The following is a 26,695-nucleotide window of genomic DNA, read 5'->3' on the forward strand; positions in this document are numbered from 1 at the left end:
ACGGGGTGTCCGTCGGGTGAGTTGCAGACGCGGTTGCGGCTGGGGCAGTTCGACGAGGCGATGCAGGCGGCTTCGGATTACCAGGACATCTTCGGCAAGGACCGGTATTTCCTGGAGTTGATGGATCACGGGATCGAGATCGAGCGCCGGGTGCGGGACGGGTTGCTGGAGGTGGGGAAGAAGCTGGGGATCCCGCCGCTGGTGACGAATGACTCGCATTACACGTATGCGGGCGAGGCGACGGCGCATGATGCGCTGCTGTGTATTCAGACGGGTAAGAATCTGTCGGATCCGGACCGGTTCCGGTTCGACGGGACGGGTTATTACCTGAAGTCGACGGACGAGATGTATGCGGTCGACTCGTCGGACGCCTGGCAGGAGGGGTGTGCGAACACGCTTCTGGTCGCGCAGCAGATCGATACGGAGGGCTGGTTCCAGGAGCGGAACCTGATGCCCAAGTTCGACATCCCCGACGGCTTTACCGAAGTCACCTGGTTCCGCGAGGAAGTCGCCAAAGGCCTGCGCACCCGCTTTCCGGGGGGTGTGGGCGAGCAGTACCGGCGCCAGGCGGAGTACGAGATGGGCATCATCATCGAGATGGGGTTCCCGGGGTACTTCCTGGTCGTCGCCGACTTCATCATGTGGGCCAAGAACAACGGCATCGCCGTGGGACCGGGGCGGGGCTCCGCGGCCGGGTCACTTGTCTCGTACGCGATGGGCATCACCGACCTCGACCCGATCGAACACGGTCTGATCTTCGAGCGGTTCCTCAATCCCGAGCGCGTATCGATGCCCGATGTCGACATCGACTTCGACGAGCGCAGACGGGTGGAAGTGATCCGCTATGTGACCGAGAAATACGGCGCCGACAAGGTCGCCATGATCGGGACCTACGGAAAGATCAAGGCGAAGAACGCCATCAAGGACTCGGCGCGCGTGCTGGGTTATCCGTACGCGATGGGTGACCGGCTCACGAAAGCGATGCCCGCCGATGTCGGCGGCAAAGGCATCGAACTCTCCGGCATCACCGATCCGGCCCACCCCCGCTACGACGAGGCGGGCGAGATCCGGGCGATGTACGAGAACGAGCCCGACGTGCGGAAAGTCATCGACACGGCGAAGGGTGTCGAGGGTCTGGTGCGGCAGATGGGTGTGCACGCGGCCGGCGTGATCATGTCCAGCGAGACGATCACCGACCATGTGCCGGTCTGGGTCAGGCACACCGACGGCGTCACGATCACGCAGTGGGACTATCCGCAGTGCGAGTCGCTCGGTCTGCTGAAGATGGACTTCCTGGGTCTGCGGAATCTGACCATCATGGACGACGCCGTCACCATGGTGCGGACGAACAAAGGCATCGGCCTGGAGCTGCTGTCGCTGCCGCTCGACGACCGGCCGACCTTCGAACTCCTCGGCCGGGGCGACACACTCGGTGTCTTCCAGTTCGACGGAAACGCGATGCGCGCCCTGCTGCGGCTGATGAAGCCCGACCATTTCGAGGACATCACCGCCGTCACCGCGCTCTACCGGCCGGGCCCGATGGGCATGAACTCGCACACGAACTACGCGCTGCGCAAGAACAAGCAGCAGGAAATCACCCCGATCCACCCGGAGTTGGAGGAGCCGCTCAAGGACGTCCTCGGGATCACCTACGGCCTGGTCGTCTACCAGGAACAGGTCCAGAAGGCGGCGCAGGTGCTGGCCGGCTACACGCTCGGGCAGGCGGATCTGCTCCGCCGGGCCATGGGAAAGAAGAAGAAAGAGGTCCTGGACAAGGAGTTCGTGCCGTTCCGCGACGGCTGCCGGGAGCGCGGCTATTCGGACGACGCGGTACGGGCGGTGTGGGACGTACTGGTCCCGTTCGCCGGATACGCGTACAACAAGGCACACGCGGCGGCGTACGCGCTGGTCTCGTACTGGACGGCGTATCTCAAGGCGAACCACCCCGCCGAGTACATGGCCGCGCTCCTCACGTCCGTACGCGACGACAAGGACAAGTCGGCGGTCTATCTCAACGAGTGCCGTCGGATGGGCATCAAGGTGCTGCCGCCGAATGTGAACGAGTCGGTGGCGAACTTCGCCGCGCAGGGCGACGACGTGATCCTCTTCGGACTGACGGCCGTCCGGAATGTCGGCGCGAACGTCGTCGAATCGATCGTCCGGTCGCGCAAGGCGAAGGGGAAGTACGCCACGTTCCCCGACTTCCTGGACAAGGTCGAGGCGGTCGTCTGCAACAAGCGCACCGTCGAATCGCTCATCAAGGCGGGCGCGTTCGACGAGATGGGGCATACGAGGAAAGGGCTGGCGGCCCACCACGAGCCGATGATCGACAACGTCGTACAGATCAAACGGAAGGAGGCGGAGGGCCAGTTCGACCTCTTCGGCGACGCGGGTGACAGTGGTAGCCCGTCCTCCGAGCAGGGTCCGGGCTTCGGGCTCGACGTGGAATTCTCCGACGTGGAGTGGGACAAGTCGTATCTGCTCGCGCAGGAACGGGAAATGCTCGGCCTGTACGTTTCCGACCACCCGCTCCTCGGTATCGAGCACGTCCTGTCCGACAAGTCGGACGCGGCGATCTCACAGCTCACCGGCGGCGAGCACGCGGACGGCGCGGTGGTCACCATCGGCGGCATCATCTCCGGCCTCCAGCGCAAGATGACCAAGCAGGGCAACGCGTGGGCGATCGCCACCGTGGAGGATCTGGCGGGCTCGATCGAGTGCATGTTCTTCCCCGCGACGTATCAACTGGTGGCCACCCAACTGGTCGAGGACACCGTCGTCTTCGTCAAGGGCCGTCTCGACAAGCGCGAGGACGTCCCCCGCCTTGTCGCGATGGAGATGCGCGTTCCCGACCTGAGCGATGTCGGCGCGCACGCGCCCGTACGACTCGACATGCACGAGTCGCACGTCACGCCGGATTCGGTCCGCCAGCTCAAGGAGATCCTGAAGGCGCACCCGGGCCCGACGGAGGTACGACTGCGCGTACGGCGGCGCGCCACGACCACCGTCTACCGGCTGGGCTACGGGGTCGCCGTCACCCCGGAGTTCTGGGCCGACCTGAAGGCGGCGGTCGTCGTGACACGGGGTAGCGGGTCCGTCGACAGCTGACGAGTGCCGCGTCCCTCAACAGCCGGCCGGTGCCGCGTCCCTCAACAGTTATCCGCAACTCTGTTGAAAATAGCTTCCTGGCCAGGGCTTGTCCGGAAAGGGAGCGTTCGGCGAGAGTTCATCCCGCGACGCCCCACACACCCCCCATCCACGTCGCCGGACAAGCGCCCTCCCATGAACCCCCGCGTCAAACACCCTTCCTCCCCAGGGGCTTGACGCGGTGCGGTTCGGCGCTGCCTCCGATAACGAGAGGAAGCACTGTGCAGGTTTCCCGCAAATATCTCGTCGCCGCCGTGACCGGCGTCCTGCTCTCGGCCTCCGCCGTGACCGGCGCGCAGGCCGCCGACCCGTCCGGTGCCGCGGCCCAGGCGCCCCGGTACCAGCCCGAGATGGTGGCGGCACTCGCCAAGACGCTCGGTGGCAGCGAGCAGGCGGCCGTGGACCGGCTCGACCACGAGGCCGCGCAGCAGCGCGAGTTGGCCGCCGTGAACAAGCAGGGCATCAAGACGGACGGCGCCTTCTTCACCAAGGCGGGCACGCTCACGGTGAACGCGCCGGACGCGAGATCCGCCGCCCGGGTGGAGGACGCCGGCCTCACCGCCCGTGTCCCCGAGCACGGCAAGTCCGCGCTGGACCGGATCAAGAGCGAGCTGGACGCGAAGGCCGTCAAGCAGGTTCCCGCCGGTGTCTCGTCGTGGGCGGTCGACCTCGCGTCCGACACCGTCACGGTGGAGGTGAACAGCGACAGCGGCGCCGCCGCCCGCTCGTTCATCAAGGCCGCGAGCAAGCACGGCGACGCCGTCCGTGTCGTGCGGGGCCAGGAGCGTCTTGAGACCCAGACCGTGGTGCCGCCGGGCAGCCGGATGACGTTCAACGGCTACATCTGCTCCGTCGGTTTCGGGGCGCGTGACGCGGCGGGCAAGCAGTATCTGGTGACCGCGGGCCACTGCATCGAGGACCTGCCGAACCTGGCGTACAACAACGTCAAGTTCGCCAAGGGCACCAACTCCCGCTTCGCCGTGGGTACCCGCAGCGTCGACATGGGCATCGCGGCGGTCGACGCCGAGGACTCGATAGGCACCCAGGTCACCACGTACGGCGAGGCCGCGAACGTCGCGGTCAAGGGCAGCACGCGCGCGTCGCAGGGTTCGGCGATGTGCAAGTCCGGCCAGACCACCGGCTGGACGTGCGGCACCGTGGGCTCGTACAACGTCACCGTCACCTACACCGACGCCAGCGGCGGTCCGGACACGGTCGTCACCGGCCTCGGCAGCTCCACCGTCTGCACCGAGGGCGGCGACAGCGGCGGCGCGTACATCTCCGGCAACCAGGCGCAGGGCATGACATCCGGCGGCCCGATCGGCCAGAACTGCACTGGTGTGAACGGCCGCGGCTCCTCGTACTTCCAGCCGCTCACTGACGCGCTCACGCACTACAAGCTCACCCTGAACGTCGCCTGACCTCATCCGGCACCGACCGACGCCGGCCGGGCCACTGCTCTCTCCGATGCCCCCGGAGAGACGGCGACGGAGCCGCTCACCCTTACCGGTGGGCGGCTTTCGTCGTCCGCTTACCATCGGACGGAAGTATCGGAGTTCGATCGGAGCTGCTGCCATGACCGACGTGGACACGGACATGGACCTGGGCGGGGCCGATGGGGACGGGGCAGGCAAAGACGGGGCGGACCCGGACGCCGAGGTGACGTTCGCCGAGGTCTTCCGTGACGCGCTGCGCCGCCGCGGGCTCTCCCTGGAGCGCGTACGCGACCGGCTCGAAGCCCAGGGCATCGGCGTCAGCCTCGCCACCCTCAGCTACTGGCAGCGCGGGCGGAGCCAGCCCGAGCGTGCGCGGTCGCTGCGCGCCGTGGACGCGCTGGAGTCCATCCTCGCCCTCCCGGCGGGCGCGCTCCGTTCGCTGCTGCGCCCCGGCAGGCCACGCGGCCGCACGACGTCGGAGCTGCTCGACCTGTCCGCGTCCCACCGTGTCTTCGGTGAGAACTCCGACGTGGAACAGGCCCTCGGCCCGGACTTCGCGCGCTTCAACGAGGACGTCACCTCCCTCGTCATCCACGAGACGGTCCATCTGGACGAGGAGCGCTGCATACGGCAGTTGTCCGTGAACCAGGTGCTGCGCGCGACGCGCGACGGCGCGAGCCGGATGACCGCCGTGCATGTCATCGACGACCCGGCGACGGCGTCGGTCGACGTCACCGTACGGTGCGGCAAGCTCGGCCGTGTGGAGTTCCTGCCGGAGCGGCGGAGCATCGTGACGGAGATCCTCTTCGGCGGCGAACTGGCCAAGAACGAGACGGTGGTGACCGACTACACCATCTCGCTCACTCCGAGCCGCGAGGTCTCGACGTACCACGAGCGCCGTACGCGGGTGAGCCTGCGCGAGTATCTGCTTCACGTCTACTTCCACCCGGACGCCCTGCCCGTGAGCTGCCACCGCTACTACCGCGAGCGGATCGGCGCCGAGAAGGCCAGCAGCCGGCAGATCGCCCTGGACGTCTCACACTCGGCGCACATGCTGCCGCCGAAGTGCCCGGCGGGGATACACGGCATGTCGTGGGAGTGGCCCGCCTGACGCCGTCCGGCTGCCCCGCCGTCGGCGCCGTCCGCGCCGAGGTTATCCACAGGCCCGGGTGACGCCGGACGGGATGTCAGACCCCGCCGCTAGTGTTTTCCCATGACCGAAGCGTCCGTGACCGCGCCCCAGCGCGCCGTCGAACTGCGGGACTGGCGGCGGCTGTTGGCCGATCCGCCGGACCCCGGTGTCACCGAGAAGGGCCGACGGCTCAAGGAAGCCGCGATGCTCGACTTCGGGGTGCGCGAGAGCGCGATCGCCTCCTGGCTCTACACCAAGTGCCACCAGCAGATCCCCACCCTGGCCGTGGACACGGCGGCGGTGGTCGCCACCGGCGACGGCAGCTGCGTGCTTCTCTACAACCCGGAGTTCTTCGAGGCGATCGGCGCGGACGGAGTGCGGTTCGTGCTCTTCCACGAGGCGCGCCATCTCATACACCGTCATCTGTACATGGCCGCGGAGCTGCGCGAGGACCCGGTGTTCAAGCTGGCCGCCGAGGTCTCCATCAACCATGTCGTGATGCGGCGGCTGCGCAGCAAGCTGCCCACCCGTCTGACGGGGGACCCGGCGGAGGGCGGCGTACGGGAGCCGGTCGGGATCGATCCGCACGAGATCCACGCCCTGTACGAGGAGGATCTGCGCGCCCAGGGCCTTGAGCCGGTGTCGTACGCGCACTTCACCGAGACCGACATGAGTGTGTACGGCGAGCTGAAGCGGATGAGCGACCCGCCCGTGCCCGCCGGCGCGGTCTGCCCGCATCTGCTCGTCGACGGACTCCCCCTGGACGAGGAGACAGTGGGCGAGGTAGTGGAGGGCGTCCTGGCGAACGTGCTGCGGGCCGCCCTGCGCGGCGAGGGTCCCGCGCGCGACGAGATCCTGCATCTCGCCGACCGTTCCGAGGGCGGCAGCGACCGGGTCACCAAGATGTGGGGGCGCCTCGGCCTCGGCGCGCTGCGCGGCCGGACCGAGCCCACGCGTCGGGTCGAATGGTGGAAGCGCTGGCTGTCCGACACGCTCGCCTCCAAACTCCGCGACGGCGAACGGCTCATCTATCCCAGGAAGCACGGCGCGGTGCTGCTCGCGCTCGGCCACGATCCGATGCTGTCGCGGCGCGGCAAGGAGCGTACGAAGGTGGTGGTCGTCGCCATCGACACCTCCGGCTCCATGTCCCAGCGGGTGATCGACTGGCTGATGACGCTGATCGGCCGCACCGACGGCGTCGAGACGCACTGGCTGAGCTTCGACGGCGAGGTCATGCCGTTCGTCGCGGGAGAGCGGGTCAGAGGCGGCGGCGGTACGGACTTCGGCAACGTCGTGGAGTACGTGGAGGGGCGCCGCGAAGTCGGCGGCAGGCGGTGCGAGGTGCGGCCGGACGCGGTGATCATGGTCACCGACGGTCATGCGCCTCAGGTGACCCCGGCCCGGCCCGAGAGCTGGATCTGGCTGATAACCGACGGCGGCGACGACTGGCCCGAGCGGCACGACCCGCCCATGGCCTGCCACCGCGTGACGACCGGCGACAGCTGAGCCCGCGGGCCTCTCTCGCATGTACGGCGGTGCGCGCCTGCGCGCGCCCCGGCTCACCCCGAACGCATCGCGCATCCCCGCGTACGCACGCACGAGGACTGGACCCCATCACCGTGATCAAGACCGATCCGAACCGCGCGGCGCGCACCTCCGGCCGCGACGACCACAGCGCCCGCAGTGCCCGCGACGACCACAGCGCCCGCGACAAGGCGGCCTGGCCCGTCACGGCCACCTACCCGGAGCGGCCGTCCGGCCCCCAACCGGGCACGCGCCTCGCGGAGTTCATCGACGCCATGATCACGATGGGCCAGACCGGCCAGGTCTTCGGCGAGCACGGCATCGGCAAGACCTCCACCTTCCTCGGTCATATCCCCGAGGCCCACCCCGGCACACGCGTCGTCCTCGTCCCCGCCGCCAATCTCACCCCCGACGACCTGCTGATGAACGCCCCCGTAAGGGACGACGGCACGGGCCAACTCGTCCTCACCCAGCTGATCATGAGCCAGCTCGACCCCGGCGAGCCCTTCGTGCTGCTGATCGACGACTCGCTCCAGGCCGGCGAGATGATCCAGTCCCAGCTCATGCAGATCGCCTGCGACTGGACCCTCGGCGAACACGACCTGCGCGCGCTCGGCTGCGTCGGCGTCTTCCTCTGCGACAACGAGTCCCGGACGGAGACCGGCTCCGTCCGCAGCGACCTCGCGGTGCTCGACCGCATGGTCACACTGCGCCTCACGTCCAACGACACGGCCTGGCGCCACACCCTCGCCGCCCGCTACCCCGACTGGGACCTCGGCGAGGTCTTCCGGATCTGGGCCGCGCTGACGCCCAAGCTGCGTTCGCTGCTCTCCCCGCGCACCCTGGAGCACGTGTTGGACTGCGCCCGTGCCGGGCTGCCGCTGAGCTGGGGGCTCCCGCTCGTGGGCGGGGTCCGGCTGCGGCTGCGGGACCGGCGCAAGGACGGCGGGGAGGGAATCGACCGTACGGCGGAGACCCTGGACGCCATCGCGAGCGCCGTGGGCGCGGCCAATCCGAGCACGGTCGCCGATCCCGTACGCCGCATCCTGCGCACCGCCCTGCGGGAGAACTGGGCGGTGCTGCTTCAGGGGCCGCCCGGCTGCGGGAAGACGGAGATCACCAAGAGCGTCGTAAGGGACGAACTCGGCGCGGAGCCGGTGTACTTCTCGCTCCCGGTGACCAACGTCGAGGACCTGTGCGTGCCGGTGCCCACCCCCGGCGGCCGGCTGGACACGCTGCTCACCGGGTCGCTCTCGGGCCCGGGGGAGAAGGTGATTATCTGGGACGAGTACAACCGGCCCAAGGACAAGGCCGCCTTCGCCAAGCTGATGGAGATCACCCAGGAGTGGTCGCTGGCAGGGCGGCCGGTGGAGGGGCTGCGCGCCCAGATCGCGCTCCAGAACCCGCCGTACCACCTCGGCAGGAAACTCCAGGTCAGCCGGAACAACGTGGCGCAGGCCAGCCGCTTCACGATCAGTTACGAGGTGCGGCCCGAGGACATCCCGGCGAACGAATGGCTCATCGCCGCGTACGGCGAGGTGGCCGAGACCGTCCTCGAATGGTGGAAGAACGACATCGACGAAGAGGCCCGCGACTGGATCACCAAGCGGACGCTGGAGCGGCTGATCAAGCTGCATCTGGCCGGCCAGCCACTGATATCGGGTCTGATCTACCTGGGCGACGGCGAGTTCGCGCCGGTGCCGCTGACCGCGCTCGAAGCCAGACTGGCGGGCGTCGGGGATGAAGTGACCCTGGGGTTCAAGCAGTTGGTGCGGGACATCGACCTCTGGGAGAAGCGGCTCGCCGTCGCTTCGGAGGTCTCGACGGAGGGGACCAACGACACCGACCTTGTGCACCGGGCCCTGGCCAACGCCGAGTTGTCCCAGCTCAAGCGGCACGGCGACGTGGTGGCCCGAGCGCTGCGGCAGCTGCCGCCGAAGCTGCGCGCCACGTATCTCGTCGGGCAGACACCCGCCCGGCAGAGCTTCTGGGTCGGCGCGCTGGCCCGGATGAAGGAGCTCGCCGCGGCGCCGTCCTGACACGGCCCCCGCCCCACCACCACCCACTCCCTCCTCCAGAAAGCCCGGACCCCACGCCATGCGCCTCGCCGACCACACCGTCGTGTCCGCCGCCTACGCACTCGCCGACCGGACACTCACCCGCGCGCTGATCCCGCGGATACGGGAGGAGACGCTCGCGCTGCTGGGCAGTGGTGCCCCGGTGCCGCCGGTCCTGCTGGACGAGGTGCTCTCCTCGCCCGACCCGGAGTTGCGCACCGCGCTGCTCTCGGCCCGCCGGTACCACCGCGACGTGTTCCGCCGGCTGGCCGCGCTCGGCGATCCCGCGCTGGCCGTCCATCTCTACGGCGACCGCGACTGGGAGCGCGACGCGGACGAGCGCGCGGCGGTGTGGGAGGGCGCGGCGGCCACGGCCGACGACCCCGCCTGGCACGCGAAGGGCGCGCTGCCGAGGAGGCTGATGGAGGCCAGGTCCCGGGAACTGCTGGAGCCGGCCCTGCTCTCCCCCTTCCCCGAACTGGTGGCGCTCGCGCGGCGCGTCCTCGAAGCGAAGCCTGCCCCGGCCCCCGCCCGCCCGAAGAACAGCGCCCCCCGGCCGGGCCGGTCGTCGACGCCCGCACCCGGCACGACGAAGGAGCTGATCGAGCACCTCCACGACGCGACCCACCACGGTGACATAGAGCTGCCGCCGGCCCCGGGGGCTCTGCACTGGGACGAGTTGGTCGAGGAACATCGCGGCACGCCGTTCACCGCCAACGGCCTGCGCAAACTGCGGACGCACCCGGACTGCCCGGAGGAGCTGGCCCTCGCCGCCTTCAAGGCGAACCGCGGACTGCGGATCGAGGGCAACCTCCACTGGCCGATGCTGGCCGCCGCCGAGGAGGACCGCCTGGCCGAACTCCTCGTACCCGGAATACCGTCCGGTGTCTTCCCGGCCGACCGCGTCCTGCGGGAGGTCGTCCCGGCGCGCAAGGTCCTGTGCGGGCTGCCGCACGACCACGAAGAGGTACGGGCCGCCCTGGCCGCCCAAGTGGCCAGGCTCGGTTCGGACTTCGCGCCCTGGCGGGCCCTGTACACCCTGCTCCCGCGCTTCGCCGGGAGCGTCACCGAGCTGATCGACGCCGCGCTCGCCGAGGTGCCGAAGCACAGCGGCCAGCCGTGGCCGAGGCCGATGGGACCGGAGTTCCCGAGCCGCAGGCAGAAGGGCGGCCGGTCGGCGTGGCTGCATCTGTACGACGCGGCCGACCACGGGACGCGGTGCGCGCTCGCCGCGCACATGGACCTGCGGGCCATCCAGCAGCTGCTGCTCTGGCACGCGCCGAGCCCTGAACTGCGCGCTCACATCATCCAGTTGCGAGGTGCACCCGCCCTCGCGGGGATCGCGTCCGACTGGACGACCCCGGCGGAGGTGATCGAGGACCTGATCACGTACAACGACGCCGAGGTCAACGCCGCGCTCTTCCTCCACACCGACCTCACCCTCGACCAGCGCGGGCACATCCTCTCCGGCCGGCGCTGGCGGGATGGCCGGTCGGCGGACACCCCCACCGCCGAGCGGATCCCGCTGACGGAGCCCCTGGTGGAGGGGGTGCGGGAGAGCGCGCGCCGGCCATGGCTGCTCGCGTGCTGCGACTCGGGCGACCCGCTGCTGTGCCGGATCCTGCTGGGCAGCCCCCGGGCGAAGGTCCACACGTCGGCGCTGGAGCTGCACATGCTGCTACGGCTCTGGGAGCGCCACGGGCCAGAAGCCGTAAGGGAGTTGCTGGACGAGACGGACTTCCCGGGCCGTAAGCGGCAGACCAGGCACCCGTTGTCACCGGCGACGCTGAAGACGGGGCGTGCGGCGCTGGAGACCGAGGGGCCCGAGGACGGAGCCGCCCTGCTGCGTGCCGCGTACGAGAGCGCCGCGAGCCCGGCGGGGCGGGCCGACTTCCTGTGCGACAAGGGGGCGGGCAGCGAGGACGACGACTTGGCGAAGGCCATCGACCTCTTCGCCGAGGAGATCGGTCCGGGGCCGCTGCCATGGGCCGAGCTGGCGGCGACGCACCGCGCGAAGCCCCTGCACGACCGGCTTCTCGTCCGGCTGGCCGCACTGGACGGCTGCCCGGCCGAGCTCGCCGAGATGTCGGCCGTCGCCGCTCTGCGTCTGTCGCATCCCCATTACCGGCCCCGCCGGACGGGGAAGCCGCCGACGGCCACGGAGTTGCTGATGAAGTACCCCCTCCAGCTGGACAGCGGCGGCTGCCGCTGGCTGGAGAAGGCGCACCATCTGGGGCAGATCACCCTGCCCGATGCGGTGCGGTCCGGCTATCCGGCGCAGCCGGTGGTGGCGTTCCTGTCCAGGGCGCTGGGCCAGGAGGACGCGCCCGCGACCGACGAGATACGCGAGGCCCGCGGCGAAGTCGCGGCGCTGGCGGCGGAGCATCTGTCGGACAATCCGGAGGGCTGGGCGCTGGCGCTGCGGCTGATACCGGAGTTCGAGGGCACGCTGCCGGATCTGCTGCTGGCGTCGGGAGCGGTGGTGAGCTGAGGCCCCGCGCCGGCCGGGCCCGCGCCGTTTACGCGCCGAAGCGTGCGACGTACCGCTTCTGCCAGGGCGTCTCGACCGCGTGCCGCGAATAGTGCGCGCGCACATAGGCGACCGCCTCGGCGTTCGGCACCCCGTCGAGGACGGCGAGGCAGGCCAGGGCCGTACCGGTACGGCCCCGCCCGCCGCCGCAGGCGACCTCGACGCGCTCGTCGGAGGACCGCGACAAGGCTTCCCGCAACGCCTCCGCGGCCCCCGCCCGGTCGGACGGCAGCCGGAAGTCGGGCCAGCGGACCCAGCGGGCCTCCCACTCGACGGCGGGCGGCTCCTTGCCCAGCAGATGGAGTGCGAAGGCGGGCGTGGGGCCGGCCGGGAGGGGGTGGCGCAGTCCCCGGCCGCGTACGAGCCGACCGGACGGCAGCCGCAGCACGCCCGCGGCCGTGGGCTCCCAAGTCGTGTTCACAGACCCGACATTAGCCGTGCGGCCCACCCAACACCCCTTCCGAAGCTACGGCTTGATCGCCAGGAACCCCCACTGCACACAGTCCGCGGCCCCGGCCGGAATGTCCTCCCCGGCCGGTACGAGGATCTCCGGCAGCGGGCGGAGACCAGGCGGCAGCAGGGTCAGCCCACGGGCGCAGTCCGCGATCTGGTCCGGCGTACGGGCGAGGTAGGCGCCCTCGGGGTCGGCCGCCCGGTAGTGCTCCTGCATCCTGAGCACGCCCGGCGTCTCGATCGTGTCGCACACCGCCAGGTACGAGCCGGAGGCGAGCCGGCTCGTGTACCGCTCGACCAGGTCGGCAGCCTCGGCGGGCGGGAAGTGCCCGAGCGTGGAGAGCACCAGAAGGGCGACAGGCTCGTCCAGATTCAGCGTCTGCGCGGCGTCGTCAAGGACCTTGTCCACCAGCCGGAAGTCCTGTTGGAGATAGTGGATCTTGCCCTCGGGCGAACTCCGCAGCGAGCTCGCGTGGTTGAGGACGACCGGGTCGTTGTCGACGTACACGACGCGCGACTCGGGAGCCGCCCGCTGCGCCATGCCGTGGGTGCCGCGCCCGGTGGGAATGCCCGTGCCCAGGTCCAGGAGCTGGCGGATCCCGCCCTCGCGGACGACATGGTCCGCCACCCGCTCCTGGAAGGCCCGTGACTCCATGGCCGCGGTCTTGATCTCCGGGAAGTCGCCCATCATCACGTCGGCGAGATCGCGGTCGAGCTGGTAGTTGTCCTGGCCGCCCTGGGCGTAGTTCCAGATCCGCGCGGAGTTGGGGACAGTGGGCATCACATTGGTTCCGGGGCGTACGGAGTCGCTCATCCGAAGTCCTTACTCGTCAGGGGCAGGGGGGTGAAACGAGGCGGTGCGAACCCACTGGTCACGTCCACCGCCATCCGGTAGTTCTCCACCGCGTCGGAGTCGTCGGTGATGAGCGTCATGGCCGGGTGGAGGCCGATCTGGATCAGTCTCTCTCCCATGCCGAACTCCTTGAAGCGGAGGATCTCGATATGGCCACAGAGACTGATGGCCAGCGGGTGCGGTACGCCGGGTGGAATGACCTGGATGGCCACCGACGACCCGACATCGGCGATATGGGCTTCAAGGTAGTCCAGTTGACGGGCCATCACCCCGGCTCCGCCGACACGGCGCCGCAGTGTCCCTTCCTCCAGCAGCACCCAGAGCCCGGCCCGGTCGCCGTTGCCGGTGCTCGCCTTGCCCTCGATGGTGTGCTCCTTGCGAGCCTCCAGCAGTTCCAGCCGCAGGCGCCGTACGGCGGGGTCCTCGTAGGGGTTGCGCAGACTCATCAGGGCTTCCGCGTACTCCGTGGTCTGGAGCAGATCCGGCAGCACGCCCGGGGCGTACGAACGGATGCCGGTCGCCGCTGACTCCAGATCGATGACACCGACCTCGGCGACCTCGCGCCAGGGGTGCCACCACCCGGGCTTCTTCGCCTCCTCCAGCGCGTGAAGGACCTCGCCCCGCTCGGCGACGGGCGTCTTGTAGAGGTCGAGCAGCACGGCGACCATGCGCGGATTCGGCACGGTTTCGGCGTTCTCCCAGCGGGCCGGCGTCGCCCGGTCCTTCTTGATCACGTCCGCCACGCCCTGGAGGGTCATGCCCGCGGCTTCGCGGCGACGGCGCAGATCGGCCCCGAAGCAACGCAGGGCGACGGTGGGGCCGGATCTTGGCTGGCTCACCGGGCCCTCCTCGCGTCCGCGGATGGGGAGGGTCTCTTCCTCTCCGTTCACCTCTCCGTTCAGCGGACCACGATACCGTCGTATCGAACTCTGTCACGTTGCAGAGTGTCCGCGTCGTGGCTACGATGGAGGCCGGAGTTCCCCTACGCGGCACCCCCCAGCCAGCCGCGCCAGGGCCGGGTACCGACCCCGCCGACACGCTGCCGAGGTGTGAGGGGCGGGGGGTCACGGAGAACCGATGCCATGCACGTCTCACTACCGGCCGTTCCGGAGCAGATACAGGTCGCACGGCGCATCGTGCGCAAGGAACTGGCCGGTCTCGGCTGGCCACCGGCGAAAATCGCCGCCTGCGAAGAGGTGGCGGCGCAGCTGGCCAGGCACGCGATCGGTGTCGTGGGCGTCAGCGGTTACTACCTCGGGGTGACGAAGCGCACCGGACCGGAGGACGCCGTCGCCATAAAGGTCAGTGTCACGATCCTGGACGCGCCCACCGAGACGGTGACGGTGCCGGCGCAGAGCCGTTCGGACGAGCTGATCGGGGGACCTTCGGGGCGTCCGGCCGAAGGACCGGACGAGGGGCCGGACGACGGCGGCCCGAGCCTGGCGGAGGTTCTGACACAACGGTGCGGAGCCCAGGTCAACATTGTCGCGCAACAGGGCAGTTGGGCGGCCTCGGCCACCCTTCCCGCCGAGGCGCCCTGCCTCGGCGCGCAGACGTGACCGTACGACCAACTCTTGGATCGCTGTCTGGTGGGCACGGCCCGATGGGCGCTGACCAACCCGTCTTGGAGAGGCTGTAGTGGACGCATTGAGGAGCACCGCATCCGATGAGCCCGCGCGAGAGCCCGCGCACGAGACGGTCCCGGCATTGGCCGGCGCGCGCCACGGGGACAGAACACTTGGCGCGGGGCACCGCCTCCCGCGCTCCTCGCGCGCCCGCAGGTGGACAGCCTGGTACCGGCCGACGAACGCGGAGCCGCGGGTGTCGGTACGCGACCGTGACGTCACGCGCAGTGGGGGAGTGGCAGACGTGAGCCGTTCGGTGCTGGTCGTCAGCGGGGCGAGCGGGAGCGCGGAGAGCGTGGCCGCCGCGTATGCCCGCCAGGACGACTGGGTCGGGTTCCTCTACGAGCGCGGGACGCCTCCCGACGAGCTCTACAACGTACGGTGCGATGTGAGCGACGCACTCCAACTGGACGCCGCCGTATCCGAGTTCGAGACCGGGCACGGAACGGTCGACGTCCTGGTCGTGGACGCGGACCGGCACGAGCACCACACCGATGAATCCTCCGTCTCAACCGCCGCCGGGACCCGGGCCAGGGCGAACGCGATCATCGGGCGCACGCTGCCGGGCATGCGCGAGGCCGGGCACGGGCGGATCGTCCTGATCGCGTCCACGAAGGGCCTCGGCCGCGGCTCCACCCTGGCGGGCGGCGCCCCGCACGCGGACCTGATGAGCCTGGCCTGGCACCTGGTCCACGAGTGCCGGGGCTCGGACGTGACGGTCAACGTGATCACGTACGGGGCGGCGCAGAGCGGCTCCCGCCTGGCCCGCGCGCAACGGGCCCAGCAGATCGCGGACCTCGCGATCCATCTGACGAGGCCGGAGGCCACGGACACGGGCGCGGTGATCCCGGTCGAGGTCCTCGGCGCGATCCCGACGCGCGGCCCGGCATGGGCGGAGGGCGCGTCGTACCAGGGGCGCTGACCGTATCCGCCCGCCCGAGCCGGGCGGGCGGGGAGTGGGGCCGGTGTCAGGCGATCCTTTCGCCGTAGACACGGGTCACCCGCATCGTCATCAGGACCCGGCGGTCCGAGACCATCACCGAGCGGTACTCGGCCCAGTTCGGGTGTTCGCCGGCCGCGCGGCGGTAGTAGGTGACCAGGGCCTCGACCTCAGGGCCCGCGGGGTCCGTGCCGGGGCCCGTGAGGGTGACCGGCCCCTCAGCCGTTGCCCAGGACCAGCCGTCCTGGCTGGTGACCTCCAGGGCCGCGCGGGGATCGCGGCGGAGATTTGTCGTCTTGGCGCGGCCCTCCGTCATCGATACGTACAGGACGTCGGCCTCCTCGTCGTAGAAGGGCATCACCGGGGAGAGCTGGGGCAGGCCGTTCGACTTGATCGTGGCGAGGACGGCCAGGCGGCTCTCCGCGAGCAGCGTGCGCGGGTTGAACGGTGGGGTCGTGGTCATGTCCGGCTCCAAATCGTCGGGGCGTGCGGAACTGCTCGATCGGCTTCACGTAGCCTCAACGTTCATACCGGTATGAAGGTCAAGGGGAGATGAGGAAGCTGACGTGTTGATCGGGGAGTTGAGCCGGCGTACGAGCGTCAACGCGCATCAGTTGCGCTACTACGAGTCGCAGGGCCTGCTCGAACCCGGTCGTGGCGCGAACGGCTACCGCGAGTACGGCGGCGATGCCGTCACGACCGTGACCCAGATCAGGAAGCTGCTCGACGCCGGTCTCTCGACGGAGGAGATCGCGATCCTGCTGCCCTGCGCCTCCGGTGACGCGCCCGATCTCGAACCCTGCCCCGGTCTGCTGGACATGCTGCGGGCGCGGCTGCGGGGGCTGGACGATCACATCGACATGCTCGTCCGCACCCGTCGGACCCTGTGCGACTACATCGAGGTCACGGAGCGGCGGGAGCCGGCGTGATCCGGGACCCGCGTGATCATGGATTCCGTGTCCGGAAATCCTCCCCCGTGGGCGGGGGGCTTTGGTGTCCCCTCGGTGAACCATTAGGTTAGGCTCGCCTAAGTCATTTTGGCCGTTCTGGTGGTGTGCGCCGACACTGTCGGCCGTTGTGTCCTGATCCGGAGTTGACCCATGCCGACGCCCCAAGCGGCCCGCGAACCCGCCCGCCCGGCACGGCAGTCGACCGCCGGGCTCCCGGGCCCGCGCCCGCACGCGATGATCGCGCGGGCCCTCATACGCTGATGCCGCAACCGGGTCGATTCCCCGCCACCCAACCGAGGTCGAGGCCGCCGTGTCCGTCCAGTTCCCGCCATCCGCAGCGCCGCCCGGGGCCCCTCCCGCGGGCGTCCTGCCGGACCCGATCCGGCGCCGACAGCCGGCGACCGCCGGAACGGGCCCGCTTCGGTGAACTCGCCGCGTCCGACGGGCCACCCGTGGGGGTGAAGCCGGTGCCGGCACCCGGGCGGTTCCGCCACCCGCACTGAGCCTCCTCTCCCTGTCCTCTTACTTCCGGAGCCGTTCCATGACCGTTCCCGCCACCGCGAGCGCCGCCGACTCCATCCTGGAGCGCCAGCGTGCCAGGGAGTCGTCCGCGCGTACGTACGCCCGCTCCTTCCCGATCGTCCCGGCCCGTGCCCACGGCATGACGATCGAGGGCACCGACGGACGCCGCTATCTCGACTGCCTCTCCGGCGCCGGAACGCTCGCGCTCGGCCACAACCACCCCGTCGTGCGCGAAGCCCTCCAGCGCACGCTCGACAGCGGCGCCCCGCTGCATGTACTCGACCTCGCGACCCCCGAGAAGGACGACTTCACGGACGCGCTCTTCGAGACGCTGCCGGCGGAGTTCGCAGACCGGGCCCGCGTGCACTTCTGCGGACCCGCCGGGACGGACGCGGTCGAGGCCGCGCTGAAGCTGATGCAGACGGCGACCGGGCGGCGCGGGGTGCTCGCGTTCACCGGCGCGTACCACGGGATGACGGCGGGCGCGCTGGCCGCGACCGGCAGCGTGGCCGTCAAGGAGCCGGTGCCGGGCGGGGGCGCGGCCGGTGGTGAGGTGACGCGGCTGCCGTATCCGTACGCGTACCGCTGCCCGTTCGGCGTCGGCGGCGAGCGCGGCGCGGAGCTGGCCGCGACGTACACAGAACGGCTCCTGGACGATCCGTCGGGCGGGGTCGTACGGCCGGCGGCGATGATCGTGGAGGCCGTCCAGGGCGAGGGCGGGGCCGTGCCCGCGCCGGACGGGTGGCTGCGGGAGATGCGGCGCATCACGAGCTGGCGCGGCATCCCGCTGATCGTGGACGAGGTGCAGACCGGCGTCGGGCGCACCGGCGCCTACTGGGCGGTCGAGCACAGCGGCATCGTGCCCGACGCGATGGTGATGTCGAAGGCGATCGGCGGCGGGCTGCCGCTGGCCGTGATCGTGTACGACCAGGAGTACGACGGGTGGCTGCCCGGCGCGCACACCGGGACCTTCCGGGGCAACACGCTGGCGATGGCGGCGGGCGCGGCGACGCTCAGGTACGTCACGCGCGAGGGGCTCGCGGAGCGGGCGGCGACGGTCGGCGCGCGGATGACCGCACGGCTGGAGGGGCTTCGGTCCGAACTGCCGGTGATCGGCGACGTACGCGGACGCGGGCTGATGATCGGCGTCGAAATCGTCGACCCCGAGGGGCCGTTGGACTCGTGCGGGGCCCGGCCGGTGGCGCCCGAGGTGGCGGCGCGGGTCCAGGAGGCCTGCCTGGAACGGGGGTTGATCCTGGAGCTGGGCGGCAGGTTCGGGTCGACGGTGCGGCTGCTGCCACCGCTGGTGATCACGGACGAGGAGGCCGAATCCGTACTGGAGCGGCTGACGGACGCGATCACGGAGGCGTCGCACGCGCCGCAGGCGCAGCAGACGTCGAAGGCGTCGGACTCCACCGGCGTTTCGGGGCGTGCGGCGTGACCACCGACGCGTTGGGCGCCGCCGTGGACGAAGCGCTCCGACCCGCGACCGGTACGGGCCTGTCGGGCGGGACGGGCGGAGCCGCAGCCCTGGAGCCCCTGGTACGCGAGGTGTTGGGCGCGCTCACCGAGGGCGCCGCCCGGCGCGGCGGACCCGTCCCGCCCGGTGCGCCCGCCGAGATCACGGCGGCCGTCGCCGATGCCCTGCGCACCGCGCGCGGTCCCGCCGCGCTCGGCCGGCTCACCGAACTCCTCGCGTACGGCAGCGCGGACCCGGCCGACCCCGCGTGCGCGGCCCATCTGCACTGCCCGCCGCTGGCCGTCGCCGTCGCCGCCGACCTGGCGGTGTCCGCGCTGAACCCCTCCCAGGACTCGTGGGACCAGGCGCCAGCCGCGACTGCCCTGGAAACACTGCTCCTTGAGGAACTGGCCGGCATGCTCGGGTACGACCCCACCGAGGCGGCCGGCGTGCTGACCTCGGGTGGCACGGAGTCGAACCTGATGGGTCTGATGCTGGCCAGGGACCGAGTGCTGGGCGCCGCGAGCGGCCGGCAGATCGAGCTGACCGGGGTGCCGAGGGCCGGTGTGGGCGCAGGCGCGGGCGCGCGGCCGAGGATCCTGACGTCGGCCGCCGCGCACTTCTCGGTGCAGCGGGCGGCAGCTCTGCTGGGTCTCGGCGAGGACGCGGTGATCCCGGTGCCGGTGGACACCCAACTCGGTATGAAACCAAGCGCGTTGGCGGCGACCCTGGAGGCGTGCGTCGAACGCGGGCAGCTGCCGGTCGCGATCGTCGCCACCGCCGGCACGACCGACACCGGTGCGATCGACCCGCTGCGGGAATGCGCGGAGCTGGCGGCACAGTACGGGGCGTGGCTCCACGTGGACGCCGCGTACGGCGGCGGCGCGCTGCTGTCCGACCGGCTGGCGCCGCTGCTCGACGGCATCGAACTGGCCGACTCCGTCTCCCTGGACTGGCACAAGCTGGGCTGGCAGCCGGCCGCCGCGGGCGTCTTCCTGGTGCGGAAGTCGGAGACGTACGCCTCACTCGCCCGCCGCGCGGTCTATCTGAACCCGGCGGACGACGAGGACGCGGGCTATCCGAGCCTGCTGGGTCTCTCGCTGCGTACGACGCGGCGCGCGGACGCCTTCAAGATCGCGGTGACGCTGCGGACGCTGGGCCGCGAGGGCCTCGGGCGGCTGGTCGACGCGTGCCACGAACTCGCGGTGGCGGGGGCACGGGCGGTGTCCGCGCACCCGCGACTTGAACTGCACGGGGAGGAGGCCGGGGACCCGGCGCTGACGGCGTTCCTGTTCCGCTACGTCCCCGAGAGGCCGGCGGACGGGGCACGCACCGACGAGGTGAACGCCTCGCTGCGACGGCGGTTGCTGCGCGAGGGGGGTGCGGTGGTGGGGCGTACCGAACTGCCGGGCGAGGGTCCGGGGCGCGTCCGGCTGAAGCTGACGCTGCTGAATCCGCATACGACGGTGGCGGAGGTGGAGCGGCTGCTGCACGCGGTGGTGGCGGCGGGTGAGGCGGAGGAGAAGCGGTGACCGAGTCCGAGTCGGCTGTGGCCCATATGTACGACCTGGTCGGTGTGGGGATCGGCCCGTTCAACCTCTCGCTGGCAGCGCTGGCCGACGGCGCGCCCGAACTGCGCACGCTGTTCCTCGACGCGAAGCCCGCGTTCTCCTGGCACCCCGGTCTGCTGATGGAAGGCACGACTCTCCAAGTCCCCTTCCTGGCCGACCTGGTGACGATGGTCGACCCCACGAGCCCGTGGTCGTACCTCAACTACCTGCGCCAACACGACCGGATGTTCCCCTTCTTCTTCTCCGAGCGCTTCCACATACCGCGCCGCGAGTACGACGCCTACTGCCGCTGGGTCGCCGAGTCGCTGGGGTCCTGCCAATTCGACGCGCACGTCGAGGAGTTGGGCTGGGACGAGGAACGGGAGGCGTTCGTCGTCACCCACCGCGCGTCCGACGGAACCCTCACACGGGTGCTCGCCCGCCAGGTCGTCCTCGGCGTCGGGACGCACCCGGTCGTGCCCGAGCCGCTGCGCCCGCTGATCGCGCAGAGCGCCCACGCGGGCCGCGTCCTGCACAGCGCCGACTACCGCACCCACCGCGCCCGGCTCGCCGCTCGCGACGACGTGACCGTGATCGGCGCCGGGCAGTCGGGCGCGGAGGTCGCGCTGGATCTGCTGCGTCACCAGGACGGCGACGGCGCGGGCGGACCGTACGTCCGCTGGCTGGCCCGCACGAGCGCGTTCGCGCCCATGGAGTACTCCAAGATCGGGCTCGAACACTTCACGCCCGACTACATACGCTATTTCCGCGCCCTCCCCGAGGCCCGCCGCGAACAGCTCGTCAGCGAGCAGTGGCAGCTCTACAAGGGCGTCAGCGAGCAGACACTGGGCGAGCTGCACGACGAGCTGTACGAGCGCACGATCGGCGGGGCGGAGCCAAGGGCCGCTCTGCATCCGGGAGTTGCCGTCGTCGCCGCCGAAGTGTCCGGCGACGAATACGTACTGACGTGCCGTCACACCCAGCAGGACGCGCTCTTCGAGATCCGCACGTCCGCGATCGTCTCCGCCACCGGCTACACGGCGTCCCGCCCGGCCTTCCTCGGCGGCCGGGGCGGATTAGGCGCCCTGGTGGACTGGGACGACAAGGGCCGCTACCGGATAGACGCCGACTACCGCGTCGCACTGGACCCGCGGGTCCCGGGCCGCCTGTACGTCCAGAACGCGGAACTCCACACCCATGGTGTCGGCGCCCCCGACCTGACCCTGGGCGCCTGGCGCGCGGCGACAATCCTCAACGCGGTGGCGGACCGCCGGGTCCTGCGGCTCCCGCCCCGCTCGGCCTGGACGACCTTCGGCGCCCCGGACCCGGACCCGGACCCCGGCTCGGCGGTGGTGCCTCCGTGAATTCCCCGATCAGCCCGCGGCCCCGCCGTAGTTCTTCTCGATCTCGTCCAGCACCAGGCCCGCGCCCGTGTAACCGATGCCCAGCATCCAGAGGTTGTCGTCGACCTTGAAGGCCGTCTTCTCCTTCACCGCCGTCAGGTTCTTCCAGAGCGGGCCGCCGAGGATCTCGGTCTCCTTGGCCTTCTTCGCGTCGCCGTAGGTGGAGTAGAAGATGACGTCCGCCTCCGCCTCGTCCATCTTCTCCGGGCTGACGTCGAGCGAGAAGCCGTCCTTGTCCTGGTTGGCAGGGCGGCCCACGGCGAGGTCGCCGAAGACCGAGCCGACGAACGTGTCGTTGAGATAGAGGCGCGTGTCGGCGCCCTCCACGAAGCGGACGAAGCCGAACGTCGTCTTCTTCGCCTCCGCCGGGCCGCCGAGGGCCGTGGTCAGGGTCTTCACCCGGGTGTCGTACCCGGCGGCGATCGTCTTCGCCTCAGCGGTCTTGCCCAGCGCGTCGGCGTGCAGCTCGAAGTTGGCGCGCCAGTTGGGGCCCGTGGTGTCGGAGAAGACGGTCGGGGCGATCTCGGAGAGCGACTTGTAGTTCTTCTCGTCGCGGACCTTGCTGCTCAGGATCAGGTCGGGCTTCAGGGCGGCGATGGCTTCGAGATTCGGCTCCGCGATCAGGCCGACGGGCTTGATGTCCTTGAGCTTGTCCTCGGGGAGGTACGTGGAGAACGGCGTGTCCGCGACAGCGGTCGTGGCGCCGACCGGGGTGATCCCGAGCGTGACCGCGGAGTCGAGCGCGTCCGTGTCGAGGACGACGACGCGCTCGGGGTCGTTCTTGACCTTCACCTCGCCCATGGCGGTTTGCACGGAGTGCGTCGCTCCCGACCCGCTCTTGCCCCCGGCCTGGTCCGACGGCTCGTCGCCGTCGCTGCCGCCGCACGCGGAGAGCGAGACGGCGAACGCGGTGACCGCCGCGGCCATGGTGATACGGCGAGTGAGGTGTGTCGACACAGCGCGGAAGCCTCCCTGAGAGCCGCCCGGAGTCTGCCCGGACGCAACTAAGGCGAACCTAATCTCCGCAGCACCGGGCCAACAAGCTCCGGACATCACGGTCCAGTCACAGGGCCCGCCCATGTCACATCCTTCCGCCCGCCGCCGGGCATCCGCGACGATGGCGCGTTGCCGCAGCGAGAGGAGTCGCGACATGGCAGGTTTCCGTGCGGGCGAAGGCGTCATGCGCCGTAAACCCATCCACACCATCCAGGACTCCGAAGGCGCGGAGGGCGAACAGCTCACCCGCACCCTAGGGCTCTGGCAGCTCACCGCCATCGGCGTCGGCGGCATCATCGGCGCCGGGATCTTCACGCTCGCCGGGACGATCGCGAACGGCACGGCGGGCCCCGCCGTCCTCGTCTCGTTCCTGATCGCCGGCGTCGCGAGCGCGGCGGCGGCCCTGTCGTACGCGGAGTTCGCCGGGCTCATCCCGAAGGCCGGGTCCGCGTACACGTACGGCTACGCGGTACTCGGCGAGCTCGCCGGCTGGTTCATCGGCTGGGACCTGCTGCTCGAATACACGGCGATCGTCGCCGTCGTCGCGATCGGCATCTCCGGGTACTTCAGCTTCCTCGTCGAGTCGATGGGCGGCAATCTGCCCGCGTGGATGCTGGGCGCGCCCGGCACGGGCGAGGGCCACAAGGTCGACCTGTTCGCCGTTGTGCTCTGCCTGTTCATCGCGTATCTGCTGACGCTCGGCATGCGCAGCGCGGCCCGCTTCGAGATGGTCGTCGTGGTGCTGAAGGTGCTGGTGGTGCTGCTCGTCATCGCGGTCGGCGTCTTCCACATCGATACGAGCAACTACAACCCGTTCTTCCCGTACGGCGTCGGCGGCGCGTTCACCGGCGCGGCGACCGTCTTCTTCGCGGTCTTCGGGTACGACGCGATGAGCACCGCCGCCGAGGAGTCCAAGGACTCGCAGCGCCATATGCCGAAGGCGATCATCTACTCGCTGGCGATCTCGATGGTGCTGTACGTGCTGGCCTGCCTGGTGCTGACCGGCATGCAGAACTTCAAGGACGTCGACAAGGAGAGCGGCTTCTCGACCGCCTTCGCCTCGGTCGGACTTGACGGGATCGCCGACATCATCGCGGTTGGGGCGATCATCGGGATTCTTACTGTCATGTTCACATTTATGTTGGGAGTCACCCGGGTCTGGTTCTCGATGAGCCGCGACGGGCTGCTGCCGAAGTGGTTCGCCAAGACGCATCCGACGCGGAAGGTCCCGACCCGGGTGACCTGGATCGTCGGGTTCGCTTCGGCGGGGATCGCCGGGTTCGTGAAGATCGGTGAGGCCGCCGAACTGACCAACATCGGGATCCTGTTGGCGTTCGCGGTGGTCTGTACGGCGGTGATCGTGCTGCGTTACCGGCAGCCGGACCTGCCGCGCGGGTTCCGCTGTCCGGGGATGCCGGTGGTGCCCGCGATCGGTGTGGTGGCGTCGCTGTGGCTGATCACGTACTTGCAGTGGCAGACGTGGGTGCGGTTCGGGGTCTGGTTCGCGATCGGGCTCGTCGTGTACTTCACGTACTCCTACCGGCGTTCGGAGCTGGCGAAGAACCCGGAGTCGCTGAAGGAGCCGGAGCCGGTGACGGACTCGGAGCCGGTGAAGGGGCCCGAGCCCAAGGCGTGAGGGGGCTCGCGGGGCGCGTACGTACCATCGCCCCATGGCGCACCCACGCACCGACCCCGCCTGGGGCACCCTTCTCGACCTGGGCGAACGGGCCGCAGGGCCCCTGCACCTGCGGCTTGTCCGGGCCCTCCGGGCGGCCGTCGTCGACGGGCGGATCGCTCCCGGGAGCGCCCTGCCGCCCAGCCGGGCGCTCGCCGCTGATCTCGGCTGCTCCCGTTGGGTGGTGACCGAGGCGTACGGGCAGCTGGTCGCCGAGGGGTACTTCGAGGCGCGCGGCGGATCAGCGACGCGTGTCCGCCGGGCGGCGGCCGGGCGTGCGGCCGGGTCCGGGCGACCGCCCCAACAGGCTTCCTGGCAGCCGGAGTTCGACATGGCGCCCGGGATACCCGACCTCCGTGAGTTCCCCCGTAAACGGTGGGCCGACGCCGTACGGGAGGCGACCGGCACCCTCACCCCGGCCGACTTCGGCCATCCCGACCCGGCGGGCCACCCCGGGCTGCGGCAGCACGTCGCCGCCTATCTGGTACGCGGTCGGGGTGCCGCGCTCGACGCCGGACAACTCGTCGTCTGCGGCGGCACGCTGGACGGTGTGCTCCGGCTGAGCCGCGCCCTGCGTGCCGCCGGGCACACCCATGTGGCCCTGGAGGATCCGGGCTGGTCGCGCCTGCGGACCGCCGTCACGGCGGCGGGGCTGACGGCCGTCGCCGTCCCCGTGGACGACGAAGGACTCCGCGTCGACCTGCTGCGACGCGAGCCGCGCGTACGGGCGGTGATCGTGGCGCCCGCGCACCAGTTCCCCACCGGCGTTGTGCTGACCCCGCCCCGCCGGGCCGAACTCATCGCCTGGGCACGGGAGTCGGACGGGCTGATCATGGAGGACGACTACGACGCCGAGTTCCGCTACGACCGCCACCCCGTCGGCACCCTCCAGGGCATGGCGCCGGAACGGGTCGCCCTGATGGGCTCGCTCAGCAAGACGCTGTCGCCCGCGATGCGGATCGGCTGGGCTGTCGTGCCGCCGGACCTGCTGGACGGGCTGTACGCGGCGGACGCCGTCGGGTCGCCGCCGCCCGTGATCGACCAGGCGGCGTTCTCCCGGTTCCTGGAGTCGGGGTCGTACGACAGGCATCTGCGCGCGTCCAGGCTCCGCTACCGGCGGCGCCGCGACAGCCTCCTCACGGAGATCGCCGAACGGCTGCCCGTGCACCGGGTGTCGGGGGCCGCCGCCGGATTCCATCTGCTGCTCCATCTCACGGGGTGCGCGGCCGGGGACGTGGTCCGCGGTGCCGCCCGGCGCGGGGTGCGGCTCGTGGACCTGGCCGAGTACACGGCGGGAGAGGCGGCGGCGGGAGAGGCGGCGGGCCGGGGCTGCGTTCTTGTGATCGGGTACGGCAATCTCGCCGACCGGTCGGTGCCGGAAGCCGTACGGCGGCTGGCGGACGCGATCCGCGAGGCCGGCGGCCCGGCCGGCTGATCAGCCCTGCTCCGGCACGTCAGCCCCGCTCCGCCGGCACCCCCGCCGCGTCCAGCCGCGCCCGTACCTCGGCCGGCAGCCGTAGCTCCAACGCGCCGAGCACCTCGTCCAGTTGCGCCACCGAGCTGACCCCCACGATCGGCAGCGCCGCCGGATCCGCCCCCATCAGCCAGGAGAGAACCACCTGGTTGGGGCTCGCCCCCAACTCGTCGGCCACCTCCCGCAGTACGGCGAGACGCGCGGCGGTGCCGGGGTGGTCGTACGCGGCGGGCAGCGGCTTGTCCGCGCGGGTGTAGGCGCCCGAGATCAGCGCCGAATAGGTCATGAGCGTCAGCTCGGGCTCGCTGCGCACGTAGTCCAGCAGCTCCGGGGTCACATGCACATGACCCGACTCCGGCAGGCCCGTGTCGAAGCGCGGCTGGAGGTAGGAGTGGCGCTGCTGTACGCAGGTGTACGCCGCCCACCCGTTGGCGCGCGAGATGTCCCGCGCCTGCGCGGTGCGCCACGCGGTGTGGTTGGAGGCGCCGATGAGGCCCACCCGACCGCTGGTGACCAGGCCGTCGAGCGCGCCGAGCGTCTCTTCCAGCGGGACGGAACGGTCCTCGATATGGGTCCAGTACAGGTCGATCCGGTCGGTGCCCAGCCGCCGCAGGCTGTCGGCGGCGGCCTTCTCGATCGCGGCGGCCGACAGCCCTTCGGCCGTCTCCAGACCGGTGCCGGGCACGGTGGGGCGAGCCCCGGCCTTGGTCGAGATCAGCACCTCGTCGCGGACGCCCCGGCTCGCCGTCCAGCGGCCGACGGCGGTCTCGCTCTCGTCGCCGGTCGCGCCGGGGACCCAGAAGACGTAGTTGTTGGAGGTGTCGATCAGATTGCCGCCGGCCTCGACGAACCGGTCGAGGATCGCGAAGGACGTCTTCTCGTCCACGCTGCTGCCGAAGGGCAGGGCGCCCAGGCACAGTTCGCTGGCCAGGGGCCCGGTCGGCCCGCCGATACGGCGTCGTCGCATGA

Annotated in this window: 20 protein-coding genes; 14 read left to right on the forward strand and 6 right to left on the reverse strand. The window is 70.6% G+C overall.

Translation table 11 applies throughout. The features are described 5' to 3' along the window. From dnaE to ACFWV8_RS20270, 6 genes are all read left to right on the forward strand, one after another. On the forward strand, positions 1-3,108 hold a 3,108-nt coding region (gene dnaE, locus ACFWV8_RS20245; RefSeq protein WP_384203775.1), incomplete at its 5' end, for a DNA polymerase III subunit alpha. A 260-nt stretch (positions 3,109-3,368) separates the two neighbouring features. Next, on the forward strand, positions 3,369-4,568 hold the full coding sequence (locus ACFWV8_RS20250) for a S1 family peptidase (protein WP_384203778.1): 1,200 nt from the start codon (positions 3,369-3,371) through the stop codon (positions 4,566-4,568). Between the two features lie 154 nt (positions 4,569-4,722). Next, complete coding sequence (locus ACFWV8_RS20255; RefSeq protein WP_329384580.1) at positions 4,723-5,694, forward strand: helix-turn-helix transcriptional regulator; 972 nt, start codon at positions 4,723-4,725, stop codon at positions 5,692-5,694. A gap of 102 nt (positions 5,695-5,796) precedes the next feature. After that, on the forward strand, positions 5,797-7,221 hold the full coding sequence (locus ACFWV8_RS20260) for a hypothetical protein (protein ID WP_384203782.1): 1,425 nt from the start codon (positions 5,797-5,799) through the stop codon (positions 7,219-7,221). 113 nt (positions 7,222-7,334) lie between these two features. Beyond that, on the forward strand, positions 7,335-9,278 hold the full coding sequence (locus tag ACFWV8_RS20265; protein ID WP_384203784.1) for an AAA family ATPase: 1,944 nt from the start codon (positions 7,335-7,337) through the stop codon (positions 9,276-9,278). 58 nt (positions 9,279-9,336) lie between these two features. Further along, positions 9,337-11,787: a hypothetical protein gene (locus ACFWV8_RS20270; protein WP_384203787.1), complete on the forward strand. Its 2,451-nt coding sequence runs from the start codon at positions 9,337-9,339 to the stop codon at positions 11,785-11,787. A 28-nt stretch (positions 11,788-11,815) separates the two neighbouring features. Here the strand turns inward: ACFWV8_RS20270 and ACFWV8_RS20275 are convergent, their stop codons facing one another. The 3 genes from ACFWV8_RS20275 to ACFWV8_RS20285 are packed head-to-tail and all read right to left on the reverse strand — an operon-like array spanning position 11,816 to position 13,971. Beyond that, entirely contained in the window at positions 11,816-12,247 is a 432-nt protein-coding gene (locus ACFWV8_RS20275; protein ID WP_384203790.1) for a protein-tyrosine phosphatase family protein, read from the reverse strand. 45 nt (positions 12,248-12,292) lie between these two features. Continuing rightward, positions 12,293-13,093: an SAM-dependent methyltransferase gene (locus ACFWV8_RS20280; protein WP_384203793.1), complete on the reverse strand. Its 801-nt coding sequence runs from the start codon at positions 13,091-13,093 to the stop codon at positions 12,293-12,295. Next, positions 13,090-13,971 (reverse strand): helix-turn-helix domain-containing protein, encoded by an 882-nt coding sequence (locus ACFWV8_RS20285; protein ID WP_384203796.1) that lies wholly within the window; start codon positions 13,969-13,971, stop codon positions 13,090-13,092. Before ACFWV8_RS20285 ends, ACFWV8_RS20280 begins: the two co-directional genes overlap by 4 nt. 243 nt (positions 13,972-14,214) lie before the next feature. On the opposite strand from ACFWV8_RS20285, the gene ACFWV8_RS20290 reads away from it, so the two are divergent. Together ACFWV8_RS20290 and ACFWV8_RS20295 are read left to right on the forward strand one after the other, a co-directional pair. Then, positions 14,215-14,691, forward strand: coding sequence for a hypothetical protein (locus ACFWV8_RS20290; RefSeq protein WP_384203799.1), 477 nt, complete (start codon positions 14,215-14,217; stop codon positions 14,689-14,691). A 310-nt stretch (positions 14,692-15,001) separates the two neighbouring features. Beyond that, on the forward strand, positions 15,002-15,679 hold the full coding sequence (locus ACFWV8_RS20295) for an SDR family NAD(P)-dependent oxidoreductase (RefSeq protein WP_384203802.1): 678 nt from the start codon (positions 15,002-15,004) through the stop codon (positions 15,677-15,679). A gap of 46 nt (positions 15,680-15,725) precedes the next feature. On the opposite strand, the gene ACFWV8_RS20300 is transcribed toward ACFWV8_RS20295, so the two are convergent. Next, positions 15,726-16,160: a PPOX class F420-dependent oxidoreductase gene (locus tag ACFWV8_RS20300; RefSeq protein WP_384203805.1), complete on the reverse strand. Its 435-nt coding sequence runs from the start codon at positions 16,158-16,160 to the stop codon at positions 15,726-15,728. A 103-nt stretch (positions 16,161-16,263) separates the two neighbouring features. On the opposite strand from ACFWV8_RS20300, the gene ACFWV8_RS20305 reads away from it, so the two are divergent. The 4 genes from ACFWV8_RS20305 (at position 16,264) to ACFWV8_RS20320 (ending at position 21,542) form a co-directional block, all read left to right on the forward strand. After that, positions 16,264-16,626, forward strand: coding sequence for a MerR family transcriptional regulator (locus tag ACFWV8_RS20305; protein ID WP_384203808.1), 363 nt, complete (start codon positions 16,264-16,266; stop codon positions 16,624-16,626). Positions 16,627-17,188: 562 nt separating this feature from the next. Continuing rightward, complete coding sequence (locus ACFWV8_RS20310; RefSeq protein WP_384203811.1) at positions 17,189-18,610, forward strand: diaminobutyrate--2-oxoglutarate transaminase; 1,422 nt, start codon at positions 17,189-17,191, stop codon at positions 18,608-18,610. Further along, the gene (locus ACFWV8_RS20315) at positions 18,607-20,160 is read left to right on the forward strand and encodes a pyridoxal phosphate-dependent decarboxylase family protein (protein ID WP_384203814.1); all 1,554 of its coding nucleotides are present in this window, start codon (positions 18,607-18,609) and stop codon (positions 20,158-20,160) included. Before ACFWV8_RS20310 ends, ACFWV8_RS20315 begins: the two co-directional genes overlap by 4 nt. After that, the gene (locus ACFWV8_RS20320; RefSeq protein WP_384203816.1) at positions 20,157-21,542 is read left to right on the forward strand and encodes a lysine N(6)-hydroxylase/L-ornithine N(5)-oxygenase family protein; all 1,386 of its coding nucleotides are present in this window, start codon (positions 20,157-20,159) and stop codon (positions 21,540-21,542) included. Before ACFWV8_RS20315 ends, ACFWV8_RS20320 begins: the two co-directional genes overlap by 4 nt. 9 nt (positions 21,543-21,551) lie before the next feature. Here the strand turns inward: ACFWV8_RS20320 and ACFWV8_RS20325 are convergent, their stop codons facing one another. After that, positions 21,552-22,538, reverse strand: a complete 987-nt coding sequence (locus tag ACFWV8_RS20325; RefSeq protein WP_384203819.1) for an ABC transporter substrate-binding protein — start codon at positions 22,536-22,538, stop codon at positions 21,552-21,554. A 193-nt stretch (positions 22,539-22,731) separates the two neighbouring features. Between ACFWV8_RS20325 and ACFWV8_RS20330 the strand changes: the two genes are divergently transcribed. Together ACFWV8_RS20330 and ACFWV8_RS20335 are read left to right on the forward strand one after the other, a co-directional pair. After that, positions 22,732-24,213 (forward strand): amino acid permease, encoded by a 1,482-nt coding sequence (locus tag ACFWV8_RS20330; RefSeq protein ID WP_384203822.1) that lies wholly within the window; start codon positions 22,732-22,734, stop codon positions 24,211-24,213. A 34-nt stretch (positions 24,214-24,247) separates the two neighbouring features. Beyond that, complete coding sequence (locus ACFWV8_RS20335) at positions 24,248-25,687, forward strand: PLP-dependent aminotransferase family protein (RefSeq protein ID WP_384203825.1); 1,440 nt, start codon at positions 24,248-24,250, stop codon at positions 25,685-25,687. Positions 25,688-25,706: 19 nt separating this feature from the next. Here ACFWV8_RS20335 and ACFWV8_RS20340 read toward each other — a convergent pair whose 3' ends face one another. Then, positions 25,707-26,693, reverse strand: a complete 987-nt coding sequence (locus ACFWV8_RS20340) for an aldo/keto reductase (RefSeq protein WP_384203827.1) — start codon at positions 26,691-26,693, stop codon at positions 25,707-25,709. Positions 26,694-26,695: the final 2 nt, after the last annotated feature.

The organism is Streptomyces sp. NPDC058665, from assembly GCF_042714995.1.
Taxonomy (GTDB): Bacteria; Actinomycetota; Actinomycetes; order Streptomycetales; family Streptomycetaceae; genus Streptomyces.

Bases quoted from the DNA above. Each gene is read 5' to 3' on its own strand.
- ACFWV8_RS20255 (WP_329384580.1), top strand. From the start codon at position 4,723: ATGACCGACGTGGACACGGACATGGACCTGGGCGGGGCCGATGGGGAC.
- ACFWV8_RS20260 (WP_384203782.1), top strand. From the start codon at position 5,797: ATGACCGAAGCGTCCGTGACCGCGCCCCAGCGCGCCGTCGAACTGCGG.
- ACFWV8_RS20270 (WP_384203787.1), top strand. From the start codon at position 9,337: ATGCGCCTCGCCGACCACACCGTCGTGTCCGCCGCCTACGCACTCGCC.
- ACFWV8_RS20280 (WP_384203793.1), bottom strand. From the start codon at position 13,093: ATGAGCGACTCCGTACGCCCCGGAACCAATGTGATGCCCACTGTCCCC.
- ACFWV8_RS20290 (WP_384203799.1), top strand. From the start codon at position 14,215: ATGCACGTCTCACTACCGGCCGTTCCGGAGCAGATACAGGTCGCACGG.
- ACFWV8_RS20300 (WP_384203805.1), bottom strand. From the start codon at position 16,160: ATGACCACGACCCCACCGTTCAACCCGCGCACGCTGCTCGCGGAGAGC.
- ACFWV8_RS20310 (WP_384203811.1), top strand. From the start codon at position 17,189: ATGACCGTTCCCGCCACCGCGAGCGCCGCCGACTCCATCCTGGAGCGC.
- ACFWV8_RS20330 (WP_384203822.1), top strand. From the start codon at position 22,732: ATGGCAGGTTTCCGTGCGGGCGAAGGCGTCATGCGCCGTAAACCCATC.
- ACFWV8_RS20335 (WP_384203825.1), top strand. From the start codon at position 24,248: ATGGCGCACCCACGCACCGACCCCGCCTGGGGCACCCTTCTCGACCTG.
- ACFWV8_RS20340 (WP_384203827.1), bottom strand. From the start codon at position 26,693: ATGCGACGACGCCGTATCGGCGGGCCGACCGGGCCCCTGGCCAGCGAA.